We start from the raw sequence: 3,332 nt of genomic DNA on the forward strand, positions 1-3,332 counted from the left end.
GTTGGTCCGGTTGGCCCAGTGTCTCCAGTTAATCCAGTTGGTCCGGTTGGCCCAGTTGGTCCGGTCAATGGACAGGATAATAGAGCTATTCCATAGGGTTGACTGCCTGTTACAAAAGTTGCAATTACACTATTCATACTTTGATCAATTACAGACACAGTATTACTGCCTTCATTTACTACATATAAATTTGTCCCACCTAAAGAAGCAGAGATTCCAATGGGGAATGTTCCTACATTAATTGAACTTATGACAGTATGCGTTAAGGTACTAATAACTTCTACGGTGTTTGTATTATATCCAGTCACATAGGCTTCCGTTCCATTTGGCGTAATGATAATTGCATAAGGTTTGACCGTAATTGGGATTGTGATACTTACTACATTTGTCGCTATATTAATAACCGATATCGTTTGGCCTGTATAATTTGTTACATAAGCAAATTCGCCATCTGGTGTAATCGCAATATCGATTGGTTTAGCTCCTACAGTTATTGTTTTAATAACGATGTTAGTATTTGCATCAATAACAGATATACGATTACTATTAGAATTCACCACGTAAATAAATGCTCCATCTGGTGTAACCGCAATACCTCGCGGCATGCTACCAACTGATATGCTATTCACTACTGTATTACTCAAAATATCAATAACAGATACTGTATCACTTCTAAAGTTGGTTACATAAGCGTATCGTCCATTTGGTGTAATAACTATATCTAAAGGATTTACTCCCACGCTAATTACTGTTAACACTGTATTTGTTTCTGTAGAAATAACCGATATCGTATTACTATTAAAGTTCGCTACATAAACATATTGTCCATCTGGTGTAATTGCTATTCCACGAGGATAACTTCCTACAGAAATTATCGAAATAACTTCATTACTAGCTACGTCTATCACCTCAACATTGTTATTCCCTTGATTTGTTACATATAAAGCTGTTAACAACAACTCCATCTCCTTATTTTCAAAAATGCTAGAATATATACATCGATCATCCTTTTTTGTATACATTCTATATACTTACACTATGCTACCTCCAAGTTTTGGTTCGTACATCCCTAAAAAATGCACGTTGTAAAATTCAAACTTCTCTCCCCCTAATATTCAAAAACACAATGCAATAAGAAAATCTCAATATAAAGATGTGTTGTTGGGATTGATAAATAGAAGGAGCAGCTATTAAATCATTTAAATATAATTTCAAAACAAGTTTGTACATAAAAATATATCTTGAAATTATGGTAAAAAAATTATCTTTTATGATAAAAAATTAAGACATTTTATATTTTTCTTGATAAGATAAACCTTTGATAAGTTTATTTGTTAAAAGATAATGTTTATATTGAAAGGGGGATAATACGATGAAAATTATGTTAAAACGACATTATCAAATATTAGAACTTATTTCACATGAAGCGAGATGGTTTTCTTTGCAGGAGATTGCAGATGCTGCAGATTGTTCCATGAAAACTATTCAACGAGATATTAAATACCTGGTAGACTTTTTACCTATAGATTGGAAAATTATAATATCTAAGTGCAAAGGGATTAAATTGATTATTCCTAATTCTTCTTCGATAGAATCCTTTCAATCAATATATTTTAAACAATCTCTATTGTTTCTTACCTTAGAACACTTATTTTATAATGATACTAGTACATCTAAAGAATTATTGGAGCGTTTTTACATTACACCCGATGGATTAAAGTCACTATTCTTAGAAATTAAGCAATATTTCAAAAAGTATCACTTAATTTTAAGTAAACGTCCTCTTAAAATAATAGGAAATGAAATTGATATTATATTAATGTATTACGAATTGTATTTAAAAACATTTACAGAACAAGAGTGGCCCTTTTTGGATATAAACGAAAAAATTTTCGATGATTTTTGTCGAATATTAGCAAATGTGTTTAAAATTGATTTTTGCCCAGAGAGCAAAAAAAATTCTCTTTTTTTATATCAATTTATTTACTTCGTAAGTCACACGGACATAATATCGCAGTTGATTTAGAAAAGGGGCGAAAAATCTTCAATTCTAAGTATTATAAAAAAATAATCTCTCTAACAAAAAAAGTTTTTGGTAAGTATGGTGTTTTTGTTGATTTGAAAGATATCCTTGTAATACTAGATACTATTTATCATACATTATATTTTCATGGAAAATCTAATGCACTTCCATTAGATTATTTATTTGAAGATACAGAACAAGAAACATTAATAAATAAGCAGTCCATAAAACTTCATTACATGCTGAATACAACATTTAACATACAGTTACCCTTTAATGAAGAGTTTATTTATTTAATAAGACACATATATAAAGGGAGTATATACCCAAATTCATTATATGCTATTGAAAAATACCTACCTTCTAATATGGCATTTATAAAAATAGAGCATCCAAACACTTTTAACCAAGTATATGAGGTAGTAACTAGATGGAGTAAACAATATACTTGTAATTATTATATTTCTGAACGAGAAATAGCAATTTTAACTATGTATGTGGAATCAGAATTAATGAAGTTAAAAGAGGTATCAAAAAAAATTGTATTAGTTTTAAGTAGTGTTAGCGGATTAGAAAAATATCTAAAAGAATTTTTAAATTTATATTTTGGTACAAAATTAGAATATGTATCTGTGTTATATGATAACCTTACTACTAATGAGTTGTTAAAAATGCAACCGAGTTGCATTATTACAAATATACCGTTAGACGAAAAAATACAAGTTATACCAATTGTATTCATATCTGGTTTTCCTACGCGACGAAAATTAAACGAAATAGAAAAATTCATTTAAATAATATGATATTAATTTCAAACATAGGTCTGAAATAGGTACATTAAAAATTAAACCTCTGAAAACATTTAATTTTCTGAATATTTAATAATATATTGCTCAAATTTATATGGAATATTTTAAAGAAAAGTAATTCAAAAAAGATAATATTTCAGTAGTAAATAGTTGCTTATTAAGATTGTTTTTAAGAAATTAAGATTACTCTGCAAGAACGCGGCGTATTTGCTCGTTTAGCTATCATTATGCAAAGGGGCATGACTATGAAAATTTGGTTGCTCAAATTTAGAAGAAAATAAGCACGTTTATGTATTTTGGAAGGTAGATGAGCCTTATATCAAATCCTCAAAAACGAAATATTCTGTTGCATGTGGTTGATACAGAAGGTCATACATTGAATATTTAACCTGACAATCGGGACGTCTCTATGAGGTGGTACAGTAAAACTGGAACACAGTATAGAGATAAATTATTCTATATAAGAGGTGTTTCAGATGAAAAAACAGTATGATGAAACG

General features: G+C 29.4%; 2 protein-coding genes and 1 pseudogene. 2 read left to right on the forward strand and 1 reads right to left on the reverse strand.

From position 1 onward, the window contains the following. Positions 1–137: 137 nt before the first annotated feature. Positions 138–1,022 (reverse strand): annotated as a pseudogene (locus F3I02_RS19615) (beta-propeller fold lactonase family protein); the annotation flags it as partial. 350 nt (positions 1,023–1,372) lie between these two features. On the opposite strand from F3I02_RS19615, the gene F3I02_RS19620 reads away from it, so the two are divergent. Next, the gene (locus F3I02_RS19620) at positions 1,373–2,026 is read left to right on the forward strand and encodes an AcpB/EbpR/MafR family transcriptional regulator (protein WP_196478314.1); all 654 of its coding nucleotides are present in this window, start codon (positions 1,373–1,375) and stop codon (positions 2,024–2,026) included. A 92-nt stretch (positions 2,027–2,118) separates the two neighbouring features. Beyond that, positions 2,119–2,817 carry a BglG family transcription antiterminator gene (locus tag F3I02_RS19625; RefSeq protein ID WP_196478315.1) on the forward strand — a complete coding sequence of 233 codons (699 nt, stop codon included), beginning with the start codon at positions 2,119–2,121 and terminating at the stop codon, positions 2,815–2,817. The last annotated feature ends 515 nt before the right edge of the window (positions 2,818–3,332 follow it).

Origin of the sequence: Bacillus sp. SRB3LM, from assembly GCF_015712745.1 — a bacterium.
Lineage (GTDB): Bacteria > Bacillota > Bacilli > Bacillales > Bacillaceae_G > Bacillus_A > Bacillus_A thuringiensis_K.